The following is a 22,814-nucleotide window of genomic DNA, read 5'->3' on the forward strand; positions in this document are numbered from 1 at the left end:
GGATGGGGGCACGACTGAGCCTTCGTGCCCACGGTGCGGCGAGAATAGAAAGGTCTGGACCACGGGTCAATAGGTCTGGACCACTGTCGCAGGTGTTCGTGAATTAAACCTTCACAGCCCCAACTCCTGCGCCAGCACCGCCGCTTGCACCCGGCTGCGCAGCTCCAGCTTGCCCAGCAGGCGGCTGACGTGCGTTTTCACCGTGGCCTCGGCCATGTCCAGGCGCTGGGCGACGGCGGCGTTGGACAGTCCCTCCCCGAGACAGGACAGCACCTCCCGCTCGCGCCGGGTGAGCGCGTCCAGCACCGACGGGTCGGCCGTCACCGGGCGGGCCGGCTTCGCCGCGAACTCGGCGATCAGCCGCCGGGTCACGGCCGGGGCGACGATCCCCTCGCCGCCCGCCACCGTGCGCACCGCCTCGATCAGGTCCTTCGCCTCCGTGTTCTTCAGCAGGAACCCGGCCGCGCCGGCCCGCAGCGCCCCGAACACGTACTCGTCGAGGTCGAACGTGGTCAGCACCAGCACGTCCGCGAGATCCTCCGCGACCACCTTCCGGGTCGCCGACACCCCGTCGAGACGCGGCATCTGCACATCCATCAGCACCAGATCGGGCCGCAGTTCACGGGCGAGTTCGACCGCCCGCTCACCGTCCTCCGCCTCTCCCACCACCTCGATGTCCGGCGCGCTGCGCAGGATCAGGACCAGTCCCGCACGCACGGCGGACTGGTCCTCGGCGACCAGGACGCGGATCATCAGGCTTCTCCTAGTTCGACGTCGGTGACGGGAAGGGTGGCACGTACCACCCACAGCGTGCCGTCCGGGCCGCTCTCCGGCCCGGCCTCGAAGGTGCCGTCCAGCAGGGCGGCCCGCTCCCGCATGCCGACCAGTCCGGCCCCCGACCCCGGCGCGCGCGGGGTGTCCCGGTCGCCGTGGACGCTGGTCACCCGGATCTCCAGGGCGTCGGCCGGGCGCCGCAGGCACACGGTGACCGGACCCGCCGAGGCGTGCTTCAGCGCGTTGGTCAGCGACTCCTGCACGATCCTGTACGCGGCCAGTTCGACCGGTGCGGGTACGGCGCCGTGCCCGGCGTCCAGAGTGACGTCGAGGCCGTTGGCGCGGGCGCCCGCCACCAGGGCGCCCAGACCGTCGAGGGTGGGCGTCGCGGACGGTTCCCGGTCGTCGGCGCCGTCGCGCAGGATCCCGATGAGCCGTCGCATCTCGGCCAGTCCCTGCACGCTGTTCCGCCGGATCACCGTCAGTGCCTCCCGGGAGGTGCCGGGGTCGTCCAGGGAGAGGGCGGCGGTGGAGTGGATGGCGATCGCGGAGAGGTGGTTGGCGACCATGTCGTGCAACTCCCGCGCCATCCGGGCGCGTTCCGCGGTCACCGCCTGGACCCGGTCCATCTCCGCCAGCAGCGCGGTCTGTTCGGCCCGCAGCCGGGCCGCGTCGGCGGCGTCCCGGTGGTTGCGCACGATGAGGCCGGTCGACGCGGGCGCGAACGTCACCGCGCCCGCCACCAGCCCGAACAGCAGGGCCTCGGGCACCCGCCACACCGCGTACGGCACCAGCGTCGCCATGACGGTCACGACACCGGTGATCCACGGCAGCCGGCGTGCGGTGGCGGGCGTGCCGTAGACGACGGCGGCGTACACCAGGTCGGTGTACATCACGATGGTGGCGATGCTGCCCTGCGTCACCGTGTCCGCGGCCAGCGCCAGGGTGCCGGCCAGCACCGCGGTGCGCGGTGCGGTGCGGCGCAGCAACTCGCAGCACGCCATCACGCCGAGCGGGACCAGCAGAGCCCACCGGCCCTCGAACAGCACGAGCGGGTCGCTGTCCGGCCGCACGCCCAGCCCGAACCCCCACAGCAACAGCCCGCCCACGAGGCCGGCGAGCGCGACGGACACGTCGAAGCGGGGCGGGCGGAGGGGTCGTACGGCCATGGATCCATCCAACACGGTGCGCACGGCGTGCGCCTGATCCCCGAGGCCGGTCCTGTACTGCATCTTTCGATGTACCGCGGATTCGTCGGCGGCGACGACGCGCGGGACCGGGGCGCACGGGAGCCTGGAAGGGTGACCGAGAGGAGCGAACCGTGATCGTCGCCCTGATCATCGCCTGCGAGATCGGGTTCTGGGTGCTGCTGGCGGCCGGCCTGGCCTTCCGCTATCTGCTGCGGATGCCGCGTACCGGCCTGGCGCTGCTGCTGTGCGAGCCGGTGCTGGAGGTCGTGCTGCTCGTCGCCACCGCGTGGGACCTGAAGAACGGCGCCGAGCCGGGCTGGGCCCACGGGCTCGCCGCGCTCTACATCGGCTACACCGTGGGCCACGGCCACCGCACCGTGAAGTGGCTCGACGGGCACGCGGCGCACCGCCTCGACGGCCGCCCGCTGGTGCGGCCGCCCCGCTACGGCACGGCCCGCGCCCGGCACGAGACGAGGGTGTGGCTGGGCACGCTGACCGCCGCCGCGGTGGCGACCGTGCTGCTGCAGCTCGCCATCTGGTACGTCGACGACCCGGGCCGCGTCACCTCCCTGGAGTCCTGGCGCTTCACCGCCTGGAGGGCGGCCGGCATCCACGGCGTGATCGTGCTCAGCTACTGGCTCTGGCCGAAGAAGGCCCCGGCGGACGGCGCCGGAGCCGAGTCGGGCTCCGCCGGCCGGGAGCAGGTGGGCCGGTGAGGCGGCCGAGCACTGTGCCACGGGCGCGGGCGCGGGCGCGGGCACGGTGCTCGGGGGCCTCGCCCTCTGGCGCTGCACCCAGGGGGTGGAGCTGCCGGTGATCTCGCTGCCCAGGGCAGGCGTCCTGCTCATGTTCCTCGGCGGCGCCGAGATCCTGCTGGGCCTGTACCGGGCCGTGCGCCGGTGGAACTCAGCGCTCGCCGCCCGGCACCCACAGCACGTCGCCGGTCTCCTTGTTCGCGATCCGGGCCAGGATGAACAGCAGGTCGGAGAGGCGGTTGAGATAGGTGGCGGTGAGCGGGTTCATCGTCTCGCCGTGCACCTCCAGCGCGGCCCAGGTGGAGCGCTCGGCCCGGCGCACCACCGTGCAGGCCTGGTGCAGCAGCGCCGCGCCCGCCGTGCCGCCCGGCAGGATGAAGGAGCGCAGCTTCTCCAGCTGTTCGTTGAAGCGGTCGCAGTCCTCCTCCAGCCGGTCGACGTAGAACTGCTCGACCCGCAGCGGCGGGTACTTCGGGTCCTCCACCACCGGCGTCGACAGGTCGGCGCCCACGTCGAACAGGTCGTTCTGCACGCGCGTCAGGACCGTGACGACCTCCTCCGGGAGCCCGCCCAGGGCCAGCGCCGTACCGATGACCGCGTTCGCTTCGTTGGCGTCGGCGTATGCGGAGATGCGCAGATCGGTCTTGGCGACCCGGCTCATGTCACCGAGATGGGTGGTGCCCTTGTCGCCGGTCCGCGTGTAGATGCGTGTCAGGTTGACCATGAGGTCAGCCTAGTGACGCCCCCGCGACCCGGGGCACGCGTGTGCCCACCGTCACGGCGCGGTCCCGTACGGACGACGTCCACCGGGCGCCCCCTCTACGGGGCGGGCGGCGGCGTGAGCAGCAGCACCATGAGCCCCTGGACGCGGGTGCCGTCCTCCGCCTCCCACGCCCCGGCGACATGGCCCGCGGCGCCCGGCTCCGCCTGCGGTGTGCCGTCCGGAGCAGGGTGCAGGACGCGCAGCACCCGTAGCACCGTGCCGTCCGGGGCGGTGAGCTCGGTGTGCTCCCCGGTGTCCATGACGGCGGGGAACTCCGCCGGCACCGGACCCTCGCCCGCCAGGGCGCGGGTGACCTCCCGGTCGGGGGTGTCGCTCGCGCTCTGTGCCTGCGGCTCCACCCGGCCCTCGACCAGCGCCGCCAACTCGGCGACGGCCACCGGGTCGTGGCAGGCGTCGTAGACCCAGCGACGGCCCAGCACGCCGTGCTCCGTGGTGCCGACGAGCGCCGCGTCCGCCCCGTCGAGCGGTGCGCCGCGATAGGTGAGCGGCACGAGATAGGCGGCCGGCGCGGAGCCGGAGGCGTCCGTGGCGACCAGGAACTCGATCCCCACCTCGCCCTGGGGGTCGTCGAGGCGGAAACCGCCCGCCCTGGTGAGCCGCGGGCCCTCCGGGGCGCCGTGGTACCAGGGGCGCGACGGCAGCCAGGCCGTCAGGAGCTCCAGTTTGGTCGGCTCGAGGGTGGTGCGGTGGATCACGGCCATGCCGGGCTTCTCCTTCGTCGGGCGGGCACCGGGACCCCTACCCTCGCACCCGCCCGCGACGCGGCGCGACGGCTTCGCGCCCGCCGCTCCCGGCGCCTGACGGGCCGTCGGCTCTCCGTGCGCGTGCCGCCGGTGTGATGTCCGTCATGTGAGACGTGACGCGCGTTACTTACCGGTCACAGGGCCCCTCACGCCCGCTAATGTCCGCTCCTGGAGAACATGGACAGCGCGTATCAGGGGAGTCGCACAGTGGCACGCAAGCTCGCCGTCATCGGGGCCGGTCTCATGGGGTCCGGCATCGCCCAGGTCTCCGCACAGGCGGGCTGGGAGGTCGTCCTGCGTGACGTCACCGACGAGGCGCTGACGCGGGGCACGGACGGGATCAAGGCGTCGTACGACAAGTTCGTCGCCAAGGGGAAGCTCGAGGCGAAGGACGCCGAGGCAGCCCTCGGCCGGATCACCACGACCACCGATCTCGACGCCTGCGCGGACGCGGACGTCGTCGTCGAGGCCGTGTTCGAGAAGCTCGAGGTCAAGCACGAGATCTTCCGCACGCTCGACAAGCTGGTGCGCGAGGACGCCGTGCTCGCCTCCAACACCTCCGCCATCCCGATCACCAAGATCGCGGCCGTGACGGAGCGCCCGGAGCGGGTCGTCGGCACGCACTTCTTCTCACCGGTGCCGATGATGCAGCTCTGCGAGCTGGTCCGCGGCTACAAGACCAGCGACGAAACCCTCGCCAAGGCGCGGGAGTTCGCCGAGTCGGTCGGCAAGACCTGCATCGTGGTCAACCGCGACGTCGCCGGCTTCGTCACCACCCGCCTCATCTGCGCCCTCGTCGTCGAGGCCGCCAAGCTGTACGAGTCGGGCGTGGCGAGCGCCGAGGACATCGACCTGGCCTGCAAGCTGGGCTTCGGCCACGCCATGGGCCCGCTGGCCACCGCCGACCTCACCGGCGTGGACATCCTGCTGCACGCCACGGGCAACATCTACACCGAGTCGCAGGACGAGAAGTTCGCAGCTCCCGAGCTGATGCGCCGGATGGTTGACGCCGGTGACATCGGGCGCAAGAGCGGGCAGGGCTTCTACGAGCACTGAGACCGCGATCACCCCGGCGTGCGTCACACGCCGGGGTGAATTCGGTATCGGTTCGCTCACAGGTAGCAACCTCAGCGGTCGTTACGCAGTCAGAGGGTGCAATACCGGCCGACAGAACACCGCGGAGCACGAGACGCATCACGGGGAGCGCATATGCACATCAGGGGCGACCACGCCGAGCTGGTCGTCGGGGGCCGCCTCGACGTCCGCAGCGCGGCGGACGCCCGTACGGTCCTTCATTCGGCCGTCGACGACGGCGTCGGCGACCTGGTGCTGGACCTGTCCGAACTGGACTCCTGGGACGCCACCGGACTCGGGGTGATCATGGGGGCCCACCGACGGGCCGGCCGCTGCGGCCGACGCCTGGTGCTGCGCGACGTACCGCCGCAGATGCAGCGCCTGTTGGTGGCCACCCGGCTGCACCGGATCCTGGCGATCGAGGGGGGCATCGGGGTGGACACGCTGCCCCGCGTGTAAGGGCGTACGGGGGCGCACAGGACGAGCGGAAGGACCCGGGTCGACGCCCGCGAACCCCTCCCCGCGCGCACAATCCTCACGAGACCGTGACCACTCGGACGCCCGGGCACCCCGGACTGTCGTGGATACTGACCGAAGGTTTAGGGTTCGGCTGCCCGCTGCCTTGCAACCCTCGAGCGGGCCCGGACCAGAAGCGACAGCGCGGTGTGCAGCGAGGCCGGGGGAGGGCTTCAGCCACGACGCTTTTGGGGGGCTAGGACCTATGGACCCGAACCACACGGGACCCGAGGAGTACGGCCACGGCGGTGACGGCGACGCGCCGCGCCAGCGCGCTCCCAGGGAATCCCTCACGTCAGACTTCGGACAGCACACGCCCGTGCCCGCCCGCACGGTGCAGCTCGTCTCCGGCGACTTCCTGCTGACCGTCAACCCCGTCGACGGCAGCGAGATCGAGCCCTGCCCGCCCGCGGAGCGACCGGACCGGCCCGCGAAGCTCACCGAGGCCGAACGCGCCGAGGTGGAGCGCGCCGCGACCCCGCCCGTCCCCCCCGGCCCGGCGCAGCCCGCGCTGCCGCTGCTGGCCCGGCAGGACGAGCGGGAGAACCTGGTGCGGCTGCTCGCCCGGGGCCGCTCGGTGCGCCTGGTGGGCCCCGGGGGCTCGGGCCGCACCCGGCTCCTCGACGTCGTCGCCGAGGACTGCGCCGACCTGGCACCTGACGGCGTCGTCCGCCTGAGCGGCCACCGGCGCTCCTCCGACGACGTGCTGTACGACCTCTTCCACGCCGTCCACGACGCCCCCCTGCACCGTCCGGACCGCGACGAACTGCTCACCCTCGTGCGTGAGATCGGCGCCGTCGTCGTCCTGGACGACCTGGAGTTCGGCGGGGCCGCGCTCGACCAGCTGCTGGACGCCACCCCCGAGTGCGCCTTCCTGTTCGCCGTCACCCCGGACGTGGCCGCCCCCTCCGCCGACGCCGGTGTCGAGGACGTCGAGCTGTCCGGGCTCGACCGCGCGGCCGGCCTCGACCTGCTCGGCCACGCCGTCGGCCGCGGCCTCACCGACGAGGAGGCCACCTGGGCGGGCGACCTGTGGTTCGAGTCCGAGGGGCTGCCGCTGCGCTTCGTCCAGGCCGGCGCCCTGCTGCGGCAGCGCGACCGGCTGCGGGCCGGCGCCGGTGCCGTCGACGAGTTCGGCGTCTTCGAGGACGTACGGCCGGACGAGGCGCCCTACGACCCGGTCGACGAGGACGAGGTGCCGCTGCCCGCGCTCGGCGAGGCCGCGGCCCCGGCGCCGCTGCTCGCCTCCCGGCTCAGCGCCTCCGCCCGCGCCACCCTGCGGTTCGCCGTCGCGCTCGGCGGCGAGGTGCCGCACCAGGCGCACCTGCCCGCCCTGGTGGGCGACACCCACGCCGACGCCGCCCTCGGCGAGCTGGTCGCCTGCGGACTGGTCTCCCCGGTCGGCGCCCGCCACCGGCTGGCCGCCGGCGTGCCGGCCCAGCTGGAGGCCGCCGGGTACGGCGACGACGCCGACGAGCAGGCCCGCGCCGCCGCACAGCACTACGCCTGGTGGACCGGTCACCCCTCGGTCACCCCGGAACGGGTCTGCGCGGAGTCCGACGCGGTCCTCGCCGCGCTCACCGCCCTCTCCCCGCTCGCCCCGGGCTCCGCCGAGGGGGAGCCGAGCACGGCCGTGCAGCTCGCCCGCACCGCCGCGCCCGCCTTCGCCGCGGGCATGCACTGGAGCGCCTGGGAACGGGCGCTCCGCGCCGGTGCGGAGGCCGCGCGGATCGCCGGGGACGTGGCGGAACAGGCCTACTTCCACCACGAGCTCGGCATCCACGCCCTGTGCGCCGGACAGCTCGACCGGGCGCGTGCCGAACTGGAGGCCTCCATCGGCCTGCGCGGCGCCCTCGCCGACAAGCGCGGCACGGTCGCGGGACGCAGGGCGCTGGCCCTGGTCGCCGACCGCTCCGGCGTCCCGCTCGCGCTCGCGCCGACCGCGGGGGAGGAGGTGCCCGAGGCCCATGTCGAGGAGTCGGCTTCCCCGCCCCGCGGTGTGCCGATGGCCTTCCCCGACCTCCAGCCCCCGGCCGACACCGGCCTGGTCGTCACCAGCGGGGTGCCGGCCGCGGCACCCCCGCCGGCGGACAAGGCGGGCGTCGGCGGCGGGCTGAGGGGACTGGCCCGGCGCAACCTGGTCGCGGCCGGCGCGGGCGCGCTGCTGGTCGCCGTGCTGGGCACCGTCGTCACCCTCGGCGCCACCTCCGGGAACGACCCGGCGACCCCGTCCGAGAACGTGGGCGTCAACCCCTCGGCCAGCCAGGGCGCCGACGACGACGGCAGCCTCGACGCGGACCCGGCCTCCGGCAACGAGGGCGACACCGGGCGGGCCACCAGCCGGCCGTCCGACCCGGGCCCGGACGGCACACTCGGCACCGCGGACGACCCGACGCCGACGGCGACCGACGCCGGCGAGCCGACGGACGAGGAGACCGGCACCAAGAAGCCGGGTGGGCCGACGAAGTCCACCTCGCCGGGCACCGAGCCGACCCCGTCGCAGAAGCCGCCCACGTCGAACTCGCCCGACCCGTCGCAGTCGGAGACGGAGACCGAGGAGCCGACCGGCTCGCCGTCGTCCCCCGACACCGAGGAGCCGACGGACCCGGGCACCACCCCGGGTGAGCCGAGCACCAGCGACTCCGCCAGCGGTCCCGCGTCCTCCGCCCCCGTCGAGACCTCCGCGAGCGCGGACCAGAGCACCGACCCGGGCACGCCCGACGGTACCGAGACGCTGATCTGACCCGCCGGACGGGCCAGACCCGCCGGACAGGCCAGGGGGCCGGGTTCCCGTACGGAACCCGGCCCCCTGGCCTGTCGTCGTGGCCCGCCGCTCAGAACAGGCGGAGCTTGTCGTCCTCGATGCCGCGCAGCGCGTCGTAGTCGAGGACCTGGCAGCCGATGCCCCGGTCGGTGGCGAGCACCCGGGCCTGCGGCTTGATCTCCTGGGCGGCGAAGACGCCGCGCACCGGCGCGAGGTGCGGGTCGCGGTTCAGCAGCTCCAGGTAGCGGGTGAGCTGTTCCACGCCGTCGATCTCGCCGCGCCGCTTGATCTCGACCGCGACGGTCCGCCCCTCGGCGTCCCGGCACAGGATGTCGACCGGTCCGATCGCGGTCATGTACTCGCGGCGGATCAGGGTGTAGCCCTCGCCGAGGGTCTCGATGCGGTCGGCGAGCAGCTCCTGAAGGTGTGCTTCCACGCCGTCCTTGATCAGGCCGGGATCGACGCCGAGTTCGTGCGAGGAGTCGTGGAGAACCTCCTCCATCGTGATGATGAGCTTCTCGCCCGCCTTGTTGACGACGGTCCAGACGCCCTCCTCCTCGCCGGTTCCCTCCTTCAGGGTGCAGGGCGGCGACATCCAGTTGAGGGGCTTGTAGGCCCGGTCGTCGGCATGGATCGAGACGCTGCCGTCCGCCTTGACCAGGATCAGACGGGGTGCCGACGGCAGGTGCGCGGTGAGCCGCCCGGCGTAGTCCACGGAGCAGCGGGCAATGACGAGACGCATGGTCGGCAACGCTACTCGACCGGGCGGGGTCGGCGCGATCCGCCCTCACAGGCGCCCCGCCGGGCTCGCGGGGCGCGTCCTGTATCTCCTGGAAAACGCGTGTTGTGCAATGGCCGATTACCGGCCCACAGGAAGTTCCGCATCCGAGCATTCTCCTGGTGCGGTCACGGTCCGTTGCTTACGGTATTGAACGGGAGGTCGCGAACTGTGTACGCAGCGTGCCCGTTTTCGCGCACTCCCTTATCTGTCAGGCAACCCCTGTGCGTTGGGGGTGCGAGAGGAGAACCCATGTCGCTCGACGTCTCACCGGCCCTACTCGAACAGGCCGAGCGAGGCGAGGTCGACGAAGCTGACTTCGTCGACTGCGTCCGGACCTCCCTGCCCTATGCGTGGGAGATGATCAGCTCCCTGGTGGCCCAGCTGAAGGTCGACGGCGGAGCCTTCGCCGACAACCAGACGCCTCCGCCGGACGAGCAGGCACGCGGTCAGCTGCTGCGTGCGCTCGCGAGTGACGCGATACGCGGCGCGCTGCAACGGCACTTCGGTGTCCGGCTGGCCTTCCAGAACTGCCACCGGGTGGCCGTGTTCCCGCTTGACTCCTCGGTCGACGAGACGCTGGCCCGCTTCACCTCGGTGCGCAACCAACTGCTCAACCAGTCGCCGGAACTTCGCGACTGCTGACGCTCCGTCGAACAGCTTGCCGCTCCGTACGCGGGAGGTGCGGTTTGTACCGGGGCGGCAAGCATCCCTGGGAACGTCCATGATCGTCAGGCGAGCTGGGGGAGCACCTCGGCCCCCAGCCGCCGTACGTTCTCCTCGGTCGCCGCGAGGTCACCGGAGCCCTCGACGAGCAGGGCGAAGCGGGAGATCCCGGTCCGCTCGCTGGTCGCGGCGAGCCGGTCCGCGCACAGCCGCGGGGTGCCCACCGGGTGCAGCCCGCAGAGGAGTTCGGTGTACGCCAGCGGGTCGCGCATCCGGCGCTCCCGTCCGTCCACCGTCACATGCGCCTCCAGCCCCTGCTTCAGCCAGCCCGGCATCGCCTTCATGAGGGCCTCCGCCGCGTCCGTGCGCCGGTCCGCGATCTGGCAGACCCCGGCCGAGACGTGGGCCGCGGCGTCGATCTCCGCGGCGGGCCGCCCGCAGGCGCGCGCGTGGCGCCGCCACAGGGCGACCATCTCGGCCTTCTCCTCGTCCCCGACGTGCATGCCGAGCAGCATCGGAAGCCCGCGCTCGGCGGCCAGCCGTACGCTCGACGGGGAGGTGCAGGCGACCACCACCTCCGGGCCCCCGGTCTCCGTGAGCGCCTCCGACGGGCGGGGGACCACGGGGACCTCGCGGAACTTGTACCGCTCGCCGTCCGCCCCGACGGACGGTTCGCGCAGCCAGCGCATCAGCAGATCGAGTGCTTCCGGGAACCCCTTCTCGTACGCCTCCAGGCCCGCCCCGAACACCTCCAGGTCCACCCACGGCCCGCCCCGGCCGAGGCCGAGGGAGAACCGTCCGCCGCTGGCGACGTGCAGCAGCGCGGCCTGTTCGCCGAGCGCGACGGGATGGACGGTGGGCAGCACGCTGACCGCCGTGCCGACGCGCAGCCTGCGGGTGCGGCCGAGCAGCATCGCCGCCAGGGTGACGGCGGACGGGCAGGTGCCGTAGGGCACGAAGTGGTGCTCGGCCAGCCAGACCGTGTCGAGCCCCGACTCCTCGGCCACCTCGGCCGAGCGGACCGCGCGGTGCAGCGCCTCCCCCTCGCCCTGCCCGGGGAACTGGGCGGCCAACACGAAACTTCCAACGCGCATTGCTTTTCCTGCTTCCTTGGCTCCGACGCGGAGCTCCCCCGCAGGGCATAACCGCCCGACACGTGCCGAGGACACGGCCGGGCGGGCGATTTTGCGGATTGTCTGCAGAATGGGCCGCTCACGAGGGGCCGCCCCGTGCCACGGAGTGACTTGTGACGAATGGTGCCGTACGCGTACCCCCGCGTCCGCCGCGTAGGCTGGACGCGGTCCGTGCATCCTGTATAGCCCCGTGAGGTGTCCTGTGTCCCCGCGTCGCAACCGACCCAAGGGAGCCGGTTCGTCCGGCCGGAGCGCCGAGGACGACCGCTCCGGGCGCTACGGCGGCTGGCAGTCCTCGGAGGACTGGCACGGCGAGTCCTGGAGCGTGCGGCACGTGGCCGGCGCCAGCGCCCAGGGGAAGGCCTACCGCTGCCCGGGCTGCGACCAGTTGATCCCGGACGGGGTGCCGCACGTGGTGGCCTGGCCGGAGCACTCGGGCGTCGACGAGCGCCGGCACTGGCACAAGGCCTGCTGGAACGCGAAGGACCGCCGCACCACGCGGGTGCAGCGGTCCCGTAACGCGCCGAGGTTCTGAGCGGTTCCTAGACGTCCCGCTTCCGCAGCAGGGCGAAGGCCCCGCCGAGCGCGGCAGCGGTGACGACCAGCATGATCCACAGCGGGTCCCACCCCGACGGACCGGAGTCCGACAGGGAGTTGGCGTAGAAGATGCTCATCTGGTTCGGGATGGAGTACTCGAACAGCGCCTGCTGCACGTCCTGCAGCGAGGTGGAGAACATGAACAGCGCGATCACCAGCGGGGCGAGTACCGCGCCGATCATGATGGTGATGGCGCCCGCCGAGTGCCGCACGATCGACCCGATCGCCAGCGACAGGGTGCCCAGCAGCGCCAGGTAGAGCGAGACGCCGACCGTGCCCTTCAGCCATTCCTCGCCGGAGGGGGACTTGGCGTTGTACTCCTCCAGCAGCGACACGTGCACCAGGCCGACGAGCGTGGCGCACACCAGCGTCACCACGAAGGCGAGCACGAAGAACACCAGGGCCTTCGCCGCGAGCACCCGGCCACGCGTGGGGCAGGCGACCATCGTCGTGCGGATCATGCCGGTGCCGTACTCGGAGGCGGTGGTGAGCACGCCGAGGGTGATGAGGCACATCGAGCCCAGCAGCAGTCCGAAGAAGCCGAGCGACAGCGGGCTCTCGCCACCCAGGTCGGGGTCGGCGCTCGCGACCACCAGGCCGGTGAGCGCACCGATGCCGACCACGAGCGCGACGAACACGCCCGTCGTCCACAGGGTCGAGCGCACGGACTTGATCTTCGTCCACTCGGAGGCGAGCGCGTGCCCCAGGTGGGTGCGCACCACCGGGATCGGCGACGTGTAGCCGGGATACGGGGGCGCGGACGGTGCGGTACCGGGGGCCGCCTGCCACTCGGGTGAGGCGCTCTGCGGCATCGGGGGCTGGGGCGTGCTCATCGGGCGTCCTCGGACTCGGTCGGCTCGGCGGAGGGGGCGGACTGGGGCGCGGCGGCCGGGGGAGCGGCCGGAGCCGGGCCCTGGGGCGCCTGCGCGTACGGGTTCGGCGCGGCGGCGCCCGGAGCGGCTCCCGGGGCCGCCGGTGCGCCGTAGGGGCCCGCGGGGGCGCCCTGCGGCGGGGTGAACGGCTGCCCGCCCTGCTGGGGCGGCGGCGGGGCGTACCAGCCGGGCTGTCCCTGCCCCGGCACCGGCAGCGGCGGCTGCGCGCCGGGCGGCAGCGGCTGCTGCAGCCCCTCCTTCTGGTCGATGGTGGAGCGGTAGTCGACGGCGCCCTGGGTCATCCGCATGTACGCCTCCTCCAGGGAGGCCTGGTGCGGCGACAGCTCCCACAGCCGTACGTCGTGCTCGTGGGCGAGGTCGCTGATCCGCGGCAGCGCCAGTCCCGTCACTCGCAGCGCGCCGTCCTGCTCCGGCAGCACATGGCCGCCGGCCTCGGTGATCGCCGCCGACAGCTTCTCCCGCTGCTGCGGCTCGCTGTCGGGGGTGCGCACCCGGGCGAAGCCGGCGGAGTTGGCGGAGATGAAGTCCTTCACGCTCATGTCGGCCATCAGCTGCCCGCGGCCGATCACGATGAGGTGGTCCGCGGTCAGCGCCATCTCGCTCATCAGATGCGAGGAGACGAAGACGGTGCGGCCCTCGGCGGCGAGCGACTTCATCAGGTTGCGCACCCAGAGGATGCCCTCGGGGTCGAGGCCGTTGACCGGCTCGTCGAACAGCAGCACCTGCGGGTCGCCGAGCAGCGCGGCGGCGATGCCGAGGCGCTGCCCCATGCCGAGGGAGAAGCCCTTGGACCTGCGGCGGGCCACCTCGTGCAGGCCGACCACGCCCAGCACCTCGTCCACCCGGCGGGCCGGGATGCCCGACAGCTGGGCCAGGCTCAGCAGGTGGTTGCGGGCGGTCCGGCCGCCGTGCACCGCCTTGGCGTCCAGCAGCGCGCCGACCTGACGGGGGGCGTTCGGCAGCTTGCGGTAGGGGTAGCCGCCGATCGTGACCCGGCCCGCCGTGGGGTTGTCCAGACCGAGGATCATCCGCATCGTCGTCGACTTGCCCGAGCCGTTGGGGCCCAGGAAGCCGGTGACGGCACCGGGACGCACCTGGAAGGAAAGGTTGTACACAGCGGTCTTGTCGCCGTACTGCTTGGTCAGGCCGACTGCCTCGATCATGCTCCGCACCCATCGAAAGGTTCAGGACAGCAGGGCGCACGCCCCCGTAAGGGTTAGGAGCTTATCGGGACACTGACGGTTCCGCTCAAGGCCGGGCGAGAACCGGTCCGGTGCGGTCGCTCACTGGGCGTCACGCCGCTTCAGCAGCACGTATCCGCCGGCGACCGACGCGATCACCCACAGCGCCATGATCCCGAGGCCGCCCCAGGGGCCGTACGGGGTGTCGTCGTCCACCGGGGTCACCACCCGCATGATCCGGCTGCCCGCCTGGTCGGGCAGGAACCGGCCGACCTTCTCCGTGGCGCTGACGTTGCCGAGGATGTTGGAGATCAGGAAGAAGAACGGCATCAGGATGCCCAGCGACAGCAGGGGGGAGCGCAGCATCGCGGCGACGCCCATGGAGAACAGCGCGATGAGCGTCATGTAGAGCCCGCCGCCGATGACCGCGCGCAGCACCCCGTCGTCGCCGATCGACGTGCCGAGGCTGCCGAGCATCAGCTGGCCCAGGAAGAAGGTGGCGAAGCTGGTGGCCATGCCCACCACGAACGCCAGCGCGGTGGCCACGGCCAGCTTGCTGAACAGGAACGTGCCGCGCTTGGGCACGGCCGCCAGCGAGGCGCGGATCATCCCGGTGCTGTACTCGTTCGACACCACCAGCACACCGAACACGATCATCGCGAGCTGGCCGAGGCTGGTGCCGGCGAAGCTGATGAACGTCGGGTCGAAGGAGAGCTGCTCCCGCTCGCTCAGGTTGCCGAACTCGTTCTTCGACAGGGCCGAGATCAGCATGCCGAGGGCGATGGTGACGACCACCGCGGTCGACAGCGTCCACACGGTGGACGCCACCGACCGGATCTTGGTCCACTCCGACCGTACGGCCTGGGTCGTCGCCATGCTCAGCCCTTCGTCCAGGTCTCGCCCCACTGCTGCGGGGGAACGGGCACGCCCGTGTGGGCGTGGTACTCCACCGACTCGGCCGTCAGCTGCATGAACGCCTCTTCCAGGGAGGCCTGTTGCGGGCTCAGTTCATGCAGCACGACGCCGCTGCGGGCGGCCAGCTCCCCGACGGTCTCCGCGCTGGAGCCGTCCACCTCCAGCGTTCCGTCCGTGCCGTCCACGGCGGTGATGCCGGCCCCGTGCAGCAGGTCCAGCAGCATTTCCCGCTGCGGGCTGCGCACCCGGACGTAGGAGCGGGAGTTGCGCTGGATGAACTCCGCCATCGAGGTGTCGGCGAGCAGCCGGCCCTGACCGATGACCACCAGGTGGTCGGCGGTCAGCGCCATCTCGCTCATCAGGTGGGAGGAGACGAAGACCGTGCGGCCCTGCGCGGCGAGCGACTTCATCAGCGTGCGGATCCAGTGGATGCCCTCGGGGTCGAGCCCGTTGACCGGCTCGTCGAACATCAGGATCCGCGGGTCGCCGAGGAGCGCGGCGGCGATCCCGAGGCGCTGCCCCATGCCGAGCGAGAAGCCCTTGGCCTTCTTCCGCGCCACCGCCGTCAGCCCGACCGTGTCCAGCACCTCGCGGACCCGCCGTTCGGGGATGCCGTTGCTCTGCGCGAGCCACAGCAGATGGTTGTAGGCGCTGCGCCCCGGGTGCACGCCCTTGGCCTCCAGCAGGGCGCCGATGTTCGTCAGCGGGTCCTTCAGCCGGTCGTAGTGCGCGCCGTCGACGCGCACGTCCCCGGACGTGGGGTGGTCGAGACCCAGGATCATCCGCATGGTGGTCGACTTGCCGGCGCCGTTCGGACCGAGGAAGCCCGTGACGATGCCAGGCCTGACGGTGAAGGTCAGGCTGTCCACCGCCACCTTCTCGCCGTACCGCTTGGTCAGCCCCTCGAGCTCGATCATGCGGCCACGCTAAAACGGGACAAAGCCCTCTGCCACCTCAGTGGCAGAGGGCTTCGCCGGTGTCCGGTGGCCCGGTCCGGGGGTGTTACCGGGACTGCTGGGCCGGGACGCCGCGGGAGATCGGCTCGTCCTCGGTGGCGGGCGCGCCGGTGGCGGCGACCGCGGCACCCGTGAGGGTCGCCAGCATCTCGCGGACGTTCGTCAGCTGGGCGTTGATCGAGTCGCGGCGGTTGGTCAGCGCGGCGAGCTCACGCTCGGACTCCGAACGGATCCGGTCGGCCTTGGCGTTGGCGTCGGCCACGATGTCCTCGGCCTGGCGCTGGGCGGTCTCCACCGTCTGGCGGGCCCGGCGCTCGGCGTCGGTGCGCAGCTTCTCGGCCTCCAGTCGCAGCTGCTCCGCGCGGTGCTCGATCTCCGCGAGACGCTTCTCCGCCTTGGCCTGACGCGAGGCCAGGTCGCGCTCGGACTGCTCGCGCCGCTTGGCGAGGTTGGTCTCGAAGTCGGCCGCGGCCTGGGCGGCCTTGGCGCGGGTCTCCTCGAAGAGGGCGTCCGCCTCCTCGCGCTTGGACTGGGCGTCCTTCTGCGCCTCGGAACGCAGCTGGGAAGCCTCGCCCTGGGCCTTCTCGACGATCCGGACGCCCTCGTCCTCCGCCTTGGACTTGCGCTCGGCGGCGTAGGCCTCGGCGTCGTTCCGTACCTGCTGGGCGGCCGACTCGGCGAGCTCGCGGTGCTGCTCGGCCGCGCGCCGGGCCTCCTCGCGCAGGTCCTTCGCCTCCTCCTCGGCGAGGCGGAGGATCTTCTCCACGCGCGCGCCGAGACCCGCGTACGACGGCTCCGCGTCGTTGACCTGGGCCTGGGCGTTCTGCGTCTCGAGGTGGAGCTCTTCGATGCGCTTTTCCAGAGCGGTGATGCGGGCGAGAGCGCTGTCACGGTCGGAGACGAGCTTGGAGATACGTTCGTCCACCTGAGCGCGGTCGTACCCACGCCGCACAAGCTCGAAGCCGTAGGGGGAAGTGTCGCTCATGGGGTTCCTGTCGAATGAGACCGGTGAGGTGATAGGTGGAATCCTAGGGGCCGAAGCGCTGTGTCATCGAGCGGATGCACGTTTGATACGGAAGATGACACCCCTTTTGAGTGGCTCGCCGCCGGAAGCCTTGCCAAAGCCATGGTCAAAGCCCTCACCGTACAAGGGAATTCGCCCGGTTTACTAGCTGTCGCCTGACTTGCCACCCGTACGGGTAGCGCCCGCCGCGGCCCCCGCCTTGACGCCGTTGTCCTTGCCGCCGCCCGGGGCTTCGAAGGACTCCAGGGCCTCCAGGACGTCCTGGACGCGCGAGATCTCCGCGTTGATGTCCTCGCGGCGCCGCACCAGGACCTCCAGCTCGCGCTTGCCCTCCTCGACCGTGCGCCGTGCCTCGCGCACCGCCTCGGCCTTCAGCTCCTCGGCCTCCTTCACGAGCGTGGCCTTCTTCTGCTCCGCCTCCTTCAGAAGCCCCTCGGCCTTCTTCACGGCGGCGATCCGCACCTTGCCCGCCTCGGAGTTGGCCTCGGAGACGATCTCCTTCGCCTTGGCCTCCGCCTTCGCCAGCTGCTCCTCGGCCGCCTTGATCAGCGCGTCACAGCGGTCGCCGGCGGACTTCATCGTCTCCGCCGACTCGCGGCGGGCCCGCTGGTGCAGCTCCTCGATCTCGCTCGTGATGCGGTCGCGCAGCTCCTCGGCGCGCTCCCGGATCTGCGTCGCGTCCCGGCGCGCGCCGACCAGCAGCTCGTCGGCGTCCGTACGCGCCTTCTCCACCAACGAGTTGCCCTCGACCCGGGCCTCGGACACCAGCCGGTCGGCCTCGCTGCGAGCCGCGCCCACCATGGTGTCGGCCTGCGACTCGGCGTCGGCCGTGGTCTTCAGCGCCTGCTGCTGCGCCTCGGTGAGCAGCTTGTCCGCCTCGGCGGTGGTCTCCGTGATGAGGGTGTCGACCTGCTCGGCCGCCTCCGAACGCCGCTTGTTGGCCTCCTTGCGGGCCTCGTCCAGCGTCCGCTCGGCCTCCTCGCGCGCACCGGACACCAGCCGCTCGGCCTCCGTCTCCGCGTCCGCCTTGACCCGCTCGGCGTCCCGCCGGATCCGCTCCGCGTGCTGCTGCGCCGACCCGACCGTCTCCGCGGCCTCGGCGCGCAGCCGCTCCGCGTCACCGGTGGCGTCCGCGATCAGCTTCTCCGCCTTGGCGACCGACTCCGACCGCACCCGCTCGGCCTCGGCGACCGTCTCGGTACGCAGCCGGTCGGTCTCCGTGATCGTGTCCTCGGTGAGCCGCTCCGCCTCGCTGCGCGCCTCGGTGATGAGCGTGTCCGCCTGCGTCGCCGCGTCCGAACGGATCCGGTTGGCGTCCTCGCGGGCGTCCGCCCGGGTGCGCGCGGCGGCCTGCTCGGCCTCGGCGACCGCGTCGGACGCCTCGGTACGCATCCGCTGCGCGTGCTCGGAGACCTCGGAACGGATCCGGTCGGCCTCCGTGATCGCCTCCGAGACGGTCCGCTCGGCGAGCGCCTTGGCGTCCTCCGTCTCCTCCTGCGCCTCGCGCCGCAGCCGGCTCGCGTCCTCGCTCGCCCGCTCCCGCTCCGCGTAGGCGTCGGTGCGGACCCGGTCCGCCTCCTCCTCGGCCTCGCGACGGGTGCGCTCCGCCGCGTGCTCGGCGGCGCTGCGCAGCCCGGCGATCTCCTCCTGTGCCTGCTCGTGCAGCCCCGCGACGGAGTCCCGCACCTGCTGGGCGTGCTGCTCGGCCGCCGACACCATCTCCGTGGCGCGCCGGTCCGCCTCCTCGACCAGCCGTACGGCCTCGGCCTGCGCCTCCTCGACGCGGGTACGCGCCGAAGCCAGCAGCTCCTCGCTCTGCTCCCGGGCCCGCCCGCGCTCCTGGTCGGCCTCCTCGCGGGCCGCACCGAGCAGCTCCTCGGCCTCCCGGCGCCGCCGGGCCGCCTCCTCCTGCGCCGCCGCCAGCGTCTCGGACGCCTCCGTGCCGATCCGCTCGGCGGCCGCCTGCGCCTCCGCGCGCACCCGGTCGGCGCTGTCCTGCGCCTCCGACTTCAGCCGCTCCGCCTCCGCCGCGGCCTCCGACCGCAGCCGCACGGCCACGGCCTCGCCCTCCGCGCGGGACGCCGAGGCGTCCGCGGCGGCCTCGTCGCGCAGCCGCTCGGCCTCCTGCTCGGCCTGCTGACGGAGCGTACGGATCCGCTCGGCGGCCTCGGTGCGCAGCCGCTCGCTCTCCTCGGACGCCTCGCGGCGGATCCGCTCGGCCTCCTCGCGCGCGTCGCTCAGCGCCTGCTCGGCGGTGGCGAGCCGCTCCTCCGCCTCGGTGTGCAGCCGCGTCAGTTCCTCGGCCGCCTCCGCGCGGCGCGCCTCGACGGCCCGCTCGGTCTCCTCACGCAGCTCTCGGGCGGCCCGCTCGGCGTCCTCCTTGAGGGCGTCGGCCTGCTCCGACGCCTCCGCGCGGTGCCGCTCGGCCTCCTTGCGGGTGCGCTCCAGGGTCTCCTCGGCCTGCCGGCGCAGCGTCGTGGCGCGCTCGATGGCCTCGGTGCGGACCTTCTCGCTGTCCGTCTGCGCGGTGGAACGCAGCTCGTCGGCGTCCGCCTTGGCCTTGGCGAGCAGCTCCTCGGCGGACTTGGCCGCCTCCTCGATCTGCGCCACGGCCTCCTTGCGGGCCTCCGCGCGGATCTTCTCGCCCTCGGCGACCGCGTCGGCGCGCAGCTGCTCGGCCTCGCCGCGCAGCCGGCGCGCCTCCTCCTGCAGCTCGACCGTCTTGGCGCGGTACTCCTTGGTGTCGTCCTTCGCCGCGCCCTTGAGCTGCTCGGCGATGTCGTGCGCCTCGGCGCGCAGCCGGTCCGCCTCGGCCTCGGCCTCCCGGCGGATCCGCTCGGCCTCCTCGGCCGCCGCGCGGGTGGTCTGCTTGGCCTCCTCCGAGGCCTTGTTGAGCACGTCCTCCGCGGTCTTGGCCGCCTTGGACAGCTGGGTGGCGGACTCCTCCGCGGTGAGCGTGCGGGCCTTCTCGGCGGCCTCCGCGACGATCTTCTCGGCCTCGGCGCGGGCGTCGGCGACCAGCTGCTCGGCGTCCGCCTTGGTGGACTCGGCCTCCTTGGTGGCCTCGCTGACCAGCCGCGCCACCTGCTCCTTGGCGGTGCGCGTCCGCGTCTCGTTGGCGGCCTCGGCCGAGGAGAGCGCCTTGGCGGCGGCCTCCTTCGCCTCGGTGAGGACCTTCTCCGCCTCGGAGCGGGCCTCGCGCAGCGCGGTGTCGGCCTCGGCCATCCGCTCCTCGGCGGCCCGGCTGAGCTCCTGCGCCTGACGGCGCGCCGACTCCGACTCGCTGACCGTGGAGGTGCGCAGCCGCTCGGCGTGCTCGGTGGCCTCCTGCGCCTGCGTGGACGCGGCGTTCAGCAGCCGCTCGGCGTCCGCGCGGGCCCGGCGCAGCAGCTGCTCGGCCTCGCTGCGGGCAGCCTCGGCGTCGCTCTGCAGCCGGCGGCGGGCCTCGGCGGTCAGCCGCTCCGCCTCCTCGCGGGCCGCGGCCAGCGCCTGCTCCCGCTCGGCGCGGGTCTCCTCCATCAGGCGGCGGGCCTGCTCTTCGGTGCGGGCCCGCAGCTGCTCCGCCCACGCGACGTTCTCGTTGACGTGCGACTCGACGGTCTGCCGGCGCTCCGCCAGCTCCTGGTCGAGCTGCTGGCGCCGGGTCACCGCCTCCTGGTGCAGCTCCGCCTGGAGACGGGCCGCCTGCTCGGCGTGCTCCTGGAGGATGCGCTGGGTCTGCGCCCGCGCCTGGCTCAACTCCCGCTCGGCGTCCGCGCGCAGCTGGTCGGCCTGCAGCTGCGCGTTGCGGAGCAACTGCTCGGCCTGGTAGCCGATGTCGCCGCCGTCGTAGGCGGGCCGGGACATGATGGTGCGCCGCGCCTCGTGCAGCTTGGCGCGCAGCACCTCGACCTGGTAGCCGAGGTCCTCGGCGTGCTGGATCGCCTTTTCCCGCTCGGTCTTCAGCCGCTTCATCTCGGCTTCGAACCGAGAGAGGTGGTCGACGTCAGCCGCCGGCTCTCGCTCCTGGCTCTCGTAGCCCCGCACTGCGCGGTCCCATCCGTCCCCTGGTCGCAAGTCTGGCCGAGCTCCGCCCATCCCGAACGGAGCCCCCGGGGAATGGTGTCAGATCATCGGCGGAGCATGGGCTGCTGCCCCGCGCTCGCCCCCCGCCACCCGGACCCCGGCGATCCCGTCGCCGAACACGACGGGACTCGGTCACCACGCATGGAGCGGCGACCAGACCCAACCCTACCGGCCCTTATGTACGTGGGTCAGTGCTCGGACGACTCAACGGGCGCGGAAGTGACCAGTTCTGTCAGTACGCCGTGGCAGTCCTTCGGGTGCAGGAAGGTGATCCGTGACCCCATGGAGCCGCGCCGGGGCTCTTCGTACAGAACGCGTACGCCCTTCTCCTTGACGTCGGCCGCGTCCGCGTCCACATCCGCCGTACCGAAAGCGATGTGGTGGACGCCCTCGCCGTTCTTCGCGAGCCACTTGGCGACGGTGGAGTCCTCGCGGGTCGGCTCGAGGAGCTGCAGGTAGGAGGCCCCGCCGTCCGAGGTCTCGTTGATCTTGAGCATGGCCTCGCGCACGCCCTGCTCCTCGTTGACCTCCGAGTGGAACACCTCGAAGCCGTAGGTGGAGCGGTAGAACTCGACGGTCCTGTCGAGGTCGAAGCAGGCGATCCCGATGTGGTCGATTCGCGTCAGCATGGAATCAGTGCAGCGTCCCCGGGGCGGTTACGCAACGTGCGCGCGATCACACCGAAAGGCCGATGACGGGGTCCACCGCACGTCAGTACATTCGAAGTAAACCCTCGTTCACTCCTCGGCTGTGCAGCCGGAAGGGGACCGCAGCTCATGACTTCTGCATCTTCTGCATCATCCGCAACGAACGGCACGACGTCCGTCATCGTCGCGGGCGCCCGCACCCCGATGGGTCGGCTGCTCGGTTCGCTGAAGTCGTTCTCCGGAGCCGACCTCGGCGGCTTCGCGATCAAGGCCGCCCTCGACCGTGCGGGGATCGGCGGCGACCAGGTCCAGTACGTGATCATGGGGCAGGTGCTCCAGGCCGGCGCCGGCCAGATCCCGGCGCGCCAGGCGGCCGTGAAGGCCGGCATCCCGATGAACGTCCCGGCGCTCACCATCAACAAGGTGTGCCTCTCCGGCCTCGACGCCATCGCGCTGGCCGACCAGCTCATCCGCGCGGGCGAGTTCGACGTGGTCGTGGCCGGCGGCCAGGAGTCCATGACCAACGCCCCCCACCTGCTGCCGAAGTCCCGCGAGGGCTACAAGTACGGCGCGGTGCAGGTGCTCGACGCCATGGCGCACGACGGTCTGACCGACTCCTTCGAGAACATCGCCATGGGCGAGTCGACCGAGAAGCACAACACCCGCCTCGGCATCGCCCGCCCCGAGCAGGACGAGATCGCCGCCCTGTCCCACCAGCGGGCCGCCGCCGCGCAGAAGAACGGCGTCTTCGAGGCCGAGATCACCCCGGTCGAGATCCCGCAGCGCAAGGGCGACCCGGTGCTCTTCAGCAAGGACGAGGGCATCCGGGGCGACACCACCGCGGAGTCCCTCGGCAAGCTCCGCCCGGCGTTCGCCAAGGACGGCACCATCACCGCCGGCTCCTCCTCGCAGATTTCCGACGGCGCCGCCGCCGTGGTCGTGATGAGCAAGGCCAAGGCGCAGGAGCTGGGCCTGGAGTGGATCGCCGAGATCGGCGCCCACGGCAACGTGGCCGGCCCCGACAACTCGCTCCAGTCGCAGCCGTCGAACGCCATCCGCCACGCCCTGAAGAAGGAGGGCCTGGAGGTCTCCGACCTCGACCTGATCGAGATCAACGAGGCCTTCGCCGCGGTTGCCGTCCAGTCAATGAAGGACCTGGGCGTTTCCTCCGAAAAGGTGAACGTCAACGGTGGCGCCATCGCCCTCGGCCACCCGATCGGGATGTCCGGCGCGCGGCTGGTGCTGCACCTGGCGCTGGAGCTGAAGCGGCGGGGCGGCGGCGTCGGCGCCGCGGCCCTGTGCGGTGGCGGCGGCCAGGGTGACGCGCTGATCGTGCGGGTACCCAAGGCCTGAACCGGT

20 protein-coding genes and 1 pseudogene are annotated in these 22,814 nt (G+C 72.5%); 8 read left to right on the top strand and 13 right to left on the bottom strand.

Annotated elements, in window-relative coordinates:
• Nucleotides 1-111: 111 nt before the first annotated feature.
• Both ACIF8S_RS27285 and ACIF8S_RS27290 read right to left on the bottom strand, forming a co-directional pair.
• Complete coding sequence (locus ACIF8S_RS27285; RefSeq protein ID WP_349791107.1) at nt 112-753, bottom strand: response regulator transcription factor; 642 nt, start codon at nt 751-753, stop codon at nt 112-114.
• A complete protein-coding gene (locus ACIF8S_RS27290; RefSeq protein WP_400002473.1) occupies nt 753-1,943 on the bottom strand; it encodes a sensor histidine kinase in 1,191 nt (396 codons plus the stop codon). Before ACIF8S_RS27290 ends, ACIF8S_RS27285 begins: the two co-directional genes overlap by 1 nt.
• 152 nt (nt 1,944-2,095) lie before the next feature.
• Between ACIF8S_RS27290 and ACIF8S_RS27295 the strand changes: the two genes are divergently transcribed.
• Both ACIF8S_RS27295 and ACIF8S_RS27300 read left to right on the top strand, forming a co-directional pair.
• Nucleotides 2,096-2,680 (top strand): hypothetical protein, encoded by a 585-nt coding sequence (locus tag ACIF8S_RS27295; RefSeq protein WP_400002474.1) that lies wholly within the window; start codon nt 2,096-2,098, stop codon nt 2,678-2,680.
• Between the two features lie 46 nt (nt 2,681-2,726).
• A pseudogene (locus ACIF8S_RS27300) lies at nt 2,727-2,849 on the top strand (DUF5708 family protein); the annotation flags it as partial.
• A 21-nt stretch (nt 2,850-2,870) separates the two neighbouring features.
• Here the strand turns inward: ACIF8S_RS27300 and ACIF8S_RS27305 are convergent.
• Nucleotides 2,871-3,443, bottom strand: coding sequence for a cob(I)yrinic acid a,c-diamide adenosyltransferase (locus tag ACIF8S_RS27305; protein WP_024884533.1), 573 nt, complete (start codon nt 3,441-3,443; stop codon nt 2,871-2,873).
• Between the two features lie 95 nt (nt 3,444-3,538).
• Nucleotides 3,539-4,204 carry a 1,4-alpha-glucan branching protein gene (locus ACIF8S_RS27310; protein ID WP_400002476.1) on the bottom strand — a complete coding sequence of 222 codons (666 nt, stop codon included), beginning with the start codon at nt 4,202-4,204 and terminating at the stop codon, nt 3,539-3,541.
• Nucleotides 4,205-4,453: 249 nt separating this feature from the next.
• Between ACIF8S_RS27310 and ACIF8S_RS27315 the strand changes: the two genes are divergently transcribed.
• The 3 genes from ACIF8S_RS27315 to ACIF8S_RS27325 all read left to right on the top strand — a co-directional run bounded on the left by ACIF8S_RS27315 (nt 4,454) and on the right by ACIF8S_RS27325 (nt 8,579).
• Nucleotides 4,454-5,302, top strand: a complete 849-nt coding sequence (locus ACIF8S_RS27315; RefSeq protein WP_349791102.1) for a 3-hydroxyacyl-CoA dehydrogenase family protein — start codon at nt 4,454-4,456, stop codon at nt 5,300-5,302.
• A 153-nt stretch (nt 5,303-5,455) separates the two neighbouring features.
• Nucleotides 5,456-5,779: an STAS domain-containing protein gene (locus tag ACIF8S_RS27320; protein WP_019524073.1), complete on the top strand. Its 324-nt coding sequence runs from the start codon at nt 5,456-5,458 to the stop codon at nt 5,777-5,779.
• A gap of 262 nt (nt 5,780-6,041) precedes the next feature.
• On the top strand, nt 6,042-8,579 hold the full coding sequence (locus tag ACIF8S_RS27325) for an ATP-binding protein (protein ID WP_400002478.1): 2,538 nt from the start codon (nt 6,042-6,044) through the stop codon (nt 8,577-8,579).
• 91 nt (nt 8,580-8,670) lie between these two features.
• Here the strand turns inward: ACIF8S_RS27325 and nucS are convergent, their stop codons facing one another.
• On the bottom strand, nt 8,671-9,342 hold the full coding sequence (nucS, locus tag ACIF8S_RS27330) for an endonuclease NucS (protein WP_316040907.1): 672 nt from the start codon (nt 9,340-9,342) through the stop codon (nt 8,671-8,673).
• A gap of 288 nt (nt 9,343-9,630) precedes the next feature.
• Here nucS and ACIF8S_RS27335 point away from each other — a divergent pair, with 288 nt between their 5' ends.
• The gene (locus ACIF8S_RS27335; RefSeq protein WP_024884539.1) at nt 9,631-10,023 is read left to right on the top strand and encodes an SCO5389 family protein; all 393 of its coding nucleotides are present in this window, start codon (nt 9,631-9,633) and stop codon (nt 10,021-10,023) included.
• 86 nt (nt 10,024-10,109) lie between these two features.
• Here the strand turns inward: ACIF8S_RS27335 and ACIF8S_RS27340 are convergent, their stop codons facing one another.
• Nucleotides 10,110-11,138 (bottom strand): LLM class flavin-dependent oxidoreductase, encoded by a 1,029-nt coding sequence (locus tag ACIF8S_RS27340; protein WP_400002480.1) that lies wholly within the window; start codon nt 11,136-11,138, stop codon nt 10,110-10,112.
• 241 nt (nt 11,139-11,379) lie between these two features.
• On the opposite strand from ACIF8S_RS27340, the gene ACIF8S_RS27345 reads away from it, so the two are divergent.
• Nucleotides 11,380-11,712, top strand: a complete 333-nt coding sequence (locus ACIF8S_RS27345) for a hypothetical protein (protein WP_024884541.1) — start codon at nt 11,380-11,382, stop codon at nt 11,710-11,712.
• Between the two features lie 7 nt (nt 11,713-11,719).
• Here ACIF8S_RS27345 and ACIF8S_RS27350 read toward each other — a convergent pair whose 3' ends face one another.
• The 7 genes from ACIF8S_RS27350 to mce all read right to left on the bottom strand — a co-directional run bounded on the left by ACIF8S_RS27350 (nt 11,720) and on the right by mce (nt 21,437).
• Entirely contained in the window at nt 11,720-12,607 is an 888-nt protein-coding gene (locus ACIF8S_RS27350) for an ABC transporter permease subunit (protein WP_400002482.1), read from the bottom strand.
• Nucleotides 12,604-13,830 (bottom strand): ABC transporter ATP-binding protein, encoded by a 1,227-nt coding sequence (locus ACIF8S_RS27355; protein WP_400002483.1) that lies wholly within the window; start codon nt 13,828-13,830, stop codon nt 12,604-12,606. The genes ACIF8S_RS27350 and ACIF8S_RS27355 overlap by 4 nt, the downstream gene beginning before the upstream one ends.
• 120 nt (nt 13,831-13,950) lie before the next feature.
• Nucleotides 13,951-14,724: an ABC transporter permease gene (locus ACIF8S_RS27360; RefSeq protein ID WP_400002485.1), complete on the bottom strand. Its 774-nt coding sequence runs from the start codon at nt 14,722-14,724 to the stop codon at nt 13,951-13,953.
• Nucleotides 14,725-14,726: 2 nt separating this feature from the next.
• The gene (locus tag ACIF8S_RS27365) at nt 14,727-15,680 is read right to left on the bottom strand and encodes an ABC transporter ATP-binding protein (RefSeq protein ID WP_400002488.1); all 954 of its coding nucleotides are present in this window, start codon (nt 15,678-15,680) and stop codon (nt 14,727-14,729) included.
• An 85-nt stretch (nt 15,681-15,765) separates the two neighbouring features.
• Nucleotides 15,766-16,704 carry a cellulose-binding protein gene (locus tag ACIF8S_RS27370; RefSeq protein ID WP_215211564.1) on the bottom strand — a complete coding sequence of 313 codons (939 nt, stop codon included), beginning with the start codon at nt 16,702-16,704 and terminating at the stop codon, nt 15,766-15,768.
• A gap of 183 nt (nt 16,705-16,887) precedes the next feature.
• Nucleotides 16,888-20,769 (bottom strand): polarized growth protein Scy, encoded by a 3,882-nt coding sequence (gene scy, locus ACIF8S_RS27375; protein WP_400002490.1) that lies wholly within the window; start codon nt 20,767-20,769, stop codon nt 16,888-16,890.
• 227 nt (nt 20,770-20,996) lie between these two features.
• The gene (gene mce, locus ACIF8S_RS27380) at nt 20,997-21,437 is read right to left on the bottom strand and encodes a methylmalonyl-CoA epimerase (protein ID WP_349791095.1); all 441 of its coding nucleotides are present in this window, start codon (nt 21,435-21,437) and stop codon (nt 20,997-20,999) included.
• 147 nt (nt 21,438-21,584) lie between these two features.
• Here mce and ACIF8S_RS27385 point away from each other — a divergent pair, with 147 nt between their 5' ends.
• Complete coding sequence (locus ACIF8S_RS27385) at nt 21,585-22,808, top strand: acetyl-CoA C-acetyltransferase (protein ID WP_400002492.1); 1,224 nt, start codon at nt 21,585-21,587, stop codon at nt 22,806-22,808.
• Nucleotides 22,809-22,814 lie beyond the last annotated feature (6 nt).

The organism is Streptomyces sp. NPDC085937, from assembly GCF_044540535.1.
Classification (GTDB): Bacteria; Actinomycetota; Actinomycetes; order Streptomycetales; family Streptomycetaceae; genus Streptomyces.